Source organism: uncultured Lactobacillus sp. (assembly GCF_947367085.1).
GTDB lineage: Bacteria > Bacillota > Bacilli > Lactobacillales > Lactobacillaceae > Lactobacillus.
The window spans coordinates 1-3717 of record NZ_CANBCP010000098.1 but is presented as its reverse complement, the minus strand read 5'-3'; the positions used below and the strand labels follow the sequence as shown (position 1 = coordinate 3717).

3 protein-coding genes, 4 tRNA genes and 1 riboswitch are annotated in these 3717 nt (G+C 35.6%); of the genes, 1 reads left to right on the top strand and 6 read right to left on the bottom strand.

Annotated features, from left to right (window positions below; all coding sequences use genetic code 11):
* A partial coding sequence (locus Q0Y70_RS09705) for a phosphatase PAP2 family protein (RefSeq protein WP_297820463.1) occupies window positions 1-464 on the top strand: 464 nt, incomplete at its 5' end.
* A gap of 2 nt (window positions 465-466) precedes the next feature.
* Here Q0Y70_RS09705 and Q0Y70_RS09700 read toward each other — a convergent pair.
* From Q0Y70_RS09700 to Q0Y70_RS09675, 6 genes are all read right to left on the bottom strand, one after another.
* Window positions 467-1918 carry an MDR family MFS transporter gene (locus tag Q0Y70_RS09700; protein ID WP_297820460.1) on the bottom strand — a complete coding sequence of 484 codons (1452 nt, stop codon included), beginning with the start codon at window positions 1916-1918 and terminating at the stop codon, window positions 467-469.
* Window positions 1919-1934: 16 nt separating this feature from the next.
* The gene (metK, locus tag Q0Y70_RS09695) at window positions 1935-3143 is read right to left on the bottom strand and encodes a methionine adenosyltransferase (protein ID WP_297820456.1); all 1209 of its coding nucleotides are present in this window, start codon (window positions 3141-3143) and stop codon (window positions 1935-1937) included.
* Window positions 3141-3222, bottom strand: a riboswitch (SMK box riboswitch). It overlaps the preceding gene by 3 nt.
* A gap of 65 nt (window positions 3223-3287) precedes the next feature.
* Window positions 3288-3360 (bottom strand) — tRNA-Val (locus tag Q0Y70_RS09690).
* 5 nt (window positions 3361-3365) lie between these two features.
* Window positions 3366-3437 (bottom strand) — tRNA-Glu (locus tag Q0Y70_RS09685).
* A 97-nt stretch (window positions 3438-3534) separates the two neighbouring features.
* A tRNA-Ser gene (locus Q0Y70_RS09680) sits at window positions 3535-3624 on the bottom strand.
* An 18-nt stretch (window positions 3625-3642) separates the two neighbouring features.
* Window positions 3643-3715 (bottom strand) — tRNA-Asn (locus tag Q0Y70_RS09675).
* Window positions 3716-3717: the final 2 nt, after the last annotated feature.

Below are 3717 nucleotides of genomic sequence, written 5' to 3'. Positions count from 1 at the left end.
TTACTATATTGGGAAATACAAGCACAATAACCACTATTACAGTCATCCTATTTTTAATCTTATTAATTGCTAAGAAAAATATTTATGCAGCTTTTTTAGCTACAGTGATGATTTTTGCAAATTTAAGCAATTGGATTTTAAAAAATATTATTCAGCGTCCCCGTCCCAGTGTTAAGCATTTAATCTATGCTGGAGGATATAGCTTTCCTTCCGGACATTCAGTCGGTAGTTGTGCTTTTTGCGGTGTTTTGATTGTATTAACGATTTTTGCAGTAAAGAAAAATTGGCTTAAGAGTATTTTGATTATTATCTTATCACTAATGCCTTTACTTATCGGTTATACCAGAATTTTCTTGCATGTTCATTATCCATCAGATGTATTAGGTGGATTTTTAGAAGCTCTATTCTATTTGTTTCTAATTCTAACTATTTATCAATATTTAATTTATCAAAAAAAGATTTAGAATTATCTAAATCTTTTTTTATAGGTTTGATTTATACATAACGAAATAATAATAATGACCATTGATGCCCAATACACGCTTTTTAAGCCAGATAGTAATATAGAACGCAATTGAGGAATCAAATTTACTGGTAGTTCTTTTGCCATTTGTGAAGAAACAATTTTATTCATCATATCTTGGGTCACATCTGAATGACGAGACAGATGTTGACCAATCACTAAGTTGAATGTAATTCCATAAACAGAAACCATCATGGTTTGTCCTACATACTTCATTAAGGTATTAAAACTAGTAGCAACTCCTATTTTGTCAGAGCTAACTAAAATTTGAGAGCGTACCTGAGAAGCTGTAGTTATAATTCCGAAAGCTACTCCGTTAAATGCTGCAATTATACAGAATACCCAAAAATTAGTATTCATTGGGAGCATTAAGATAACCATATCTGCTAATACTAAGATCAACAACATGTAATCATAAGTCTTTTTTATACCAAATTTTCCAAGAGCTGACCCTACTAGGAAGGAACCAACAATCCACATCAATGAACTTGGAGTAACTGCAAATCCCGCTAAAGATGCATTTGTACCATTTATTCCCTGCATCCAAGTTGGAATATAGAATTCAAAGCCAATAACTACCCCAGAAACAAAAAGCGTTATCAAGTTAATTGCAAGAAATTCTCGATCTTTAAGCATTCCTAAAGGCAATAATGGATCTTCAGCCACTTTTTCACTTTTGTAAAATGCTATTGCAGCTATAATACTAATGACACCCAGAATAATCAATAACCAGCTAGAGTGTGGCGTACTCAATTCTTGTAAAAAAATCATCAAAGCAAGTAATAATACCACTAATGATAAAACGCCCTTAAAATCTAAATGGGAATCTACTGAGCGTTTTTTCTCACTAAAGAACAATTGAACTAGAAGGAACGCAATAATACCTATTGGAACATTAATATAAAATACCCAGTGCCAGGAAAGATGCTGGACAATAAATCCCCCCAGTAATGGTGCAATGACTGATGCAACTCCCCAAAATCCAGAATTAAGCCCAAGCATTTTTGCTCTTTTTTCTAAAGCATATAGATCCGCAATAATAGTTACTGCAACTGGCTGGATTGCTCCAGAGCCTAAGCCTTGAATTATTCTAAATAATATCAGTTCAACCATATTTTGAGCTAAGCCACATAGAGAAGAACCTACGATAAATAAGGCAATACCTATTAAAAAAACTGGCTTTCTTCCGATTCGATCAGCCAGTTTTCCATATAAAGGTGTAGATATAGCTGTCATTAAGAGAAATACTGATACCACCCAGTTCATTATTTCTAAACCATTTAAATCAGCAACAATTGTTGGCATAGCAGTTGAAACAATCGTCCCCTCAATGGCAGTCATAAAAGTTGTCATAAAAATCGCAAGCGTGGTTATCGGCACGTTTGTTTTTTTCATTTATTTTTTCCTTTAATTAATTCGAATGTTTTGACACATAGTCTTTTAGTTCATCAACCTTATCGGTATGTTCCCATGGTAAATCCACATCCGTTCTACCAAAATGACCGTAAGCTGCAGTTTGACGATAGATAGGTCTTCTTAGATTTAGCATTTTGATAATACCTGCTGGACGAAGATCAAAAGTATTTCTTATTGCTTCAACCAGTAAATCATCTTCTACTTTTCCAGTTCCAGCAGTGTCAACCATGATAGAAACTGGATGCGCAACACCAATGGCATAAGCGAGTTGAATTTCACATCTATCGGCTAATCCAGCAGCAACGATATTTTTAGCAACATATCTTGCAGCATAACTGGCACTTCTATCTACCTTGGTCAGATCTTTTCCTGAGAAAGCTCCACCACCATGACGAGCAAAACCACCATAGGTATCAACAATAATTTTTCTTCCAGTCAAACCAGAATCTCCCTTAGGACCTCCAATAACAAATCGCCCTGAAGGATTAATCAAAATCTTTGTTTTATCATCTAAATATTTTGAAGGAATGACCTGTTTAATGACCATCTCAAGCATGGCATTATATATTTCATCATTTTTAACTTTGTCATCTGTTTGAGTTGAAATTACAACAGTGTCAACGCGTTTTGGCTTATCGTTTTCATCATATTCAACAGTAACCTGAGCTTTAGCATCTGGTCTTAACCATTCAAGAGTCCCATCTTTTCTTAACTCTGCGACTTTTCTCATTAATTTATGTGCTAAAGAAATTGGTAATGGCATTAATTCTGGAGTTTCATTAATTGCAAAACCAAACATCAATCCTTGATCGCCAGCTCCGATTTTATCCAAATCATCAGTATCATTAGCATTATCTCTAACTTCTAATGATTCATCTACCCCGCCGGCAATATCAGAAGATTGTTCATCAATATCAACCAAGATAGCACAATTATTTCCATCAAAACCCAATTCAGGCTTATCATAACCAATTTCAAGGATTGTTTTTCTTACAATACTTTGAATATCAACATATGCTGATGTAGATATTTCACCAACTACTAGAACTAAACCTGTAGTTACAGTAGTTTCACACGCTACTCTACCATATGGATCCTTTTCTAAAATAGCATCTAAAATAGCATCTGAAATTTGATCTGCCACTTTATCTGGATGTCCTTCTGATACAGATTCTGAAGTAAATAATCTCTTTTCCTTTTTCATAGAGTCCCCCTAAAAAATACTCTTTCGGTTACAAGGCATCTTCACATGATTTATGAATCCTTTCGGGACCTTAACCGATCTTGATTAACGTTCGATAAATTTTTACAGAAAAAAAAGACTACCTAACGGTAGTCTGTCGAACGATGGAGGATACAGGGTTCGAACCTGTGACCTCCTGCTTGTAAGGCAGATGCTCTCCCAGCTGAGCTAATCCTCCGTTCATGACCCGTACGAGATTTGAACTCATGTTACCGCCGTGAAAGGGCGGTGTCTTAACCACTTGACCAACGGGTCAGATCTCATATCTGAGCACGTTTATTAATATACCAGTTCTTGGCATTTAATGCAAGAACTTTTTTACTCAGACATTTGAATTTTTTGTAGTCTCTAGCGGAGTGTGAGAGATTCGAACTCTCGATACAGGTAATGCCCGTATACATGATTTCCAATCATGCTCCTTCAACCACTCGGACAACACTCCATAAAATGAGACTACTTACTCCGGCTGTCAGACTCGAACTGACGACAACCTGATTAACAGTCAGGTGCTCTACCAACTGAGCTAAGCCGGAAT

What these genes read in the sequence shown, in the direction of transcription:
- Q0Y70_RS09700 (WP_297820460.1), bottom strand. Translation starts at nt 1,918, where the DNA reads ATGAAAAAAACAAACGTGCCGATAACCACGCTTGCGATTTTTATGACA.
- metK (WP_297820456.1), bottom strand. Translation starts at nt 3,143, where the DNA reads ATGAAAAAGGAAAAGAGATTATTTACTTCAGAATCTGTATCAGAAGGA.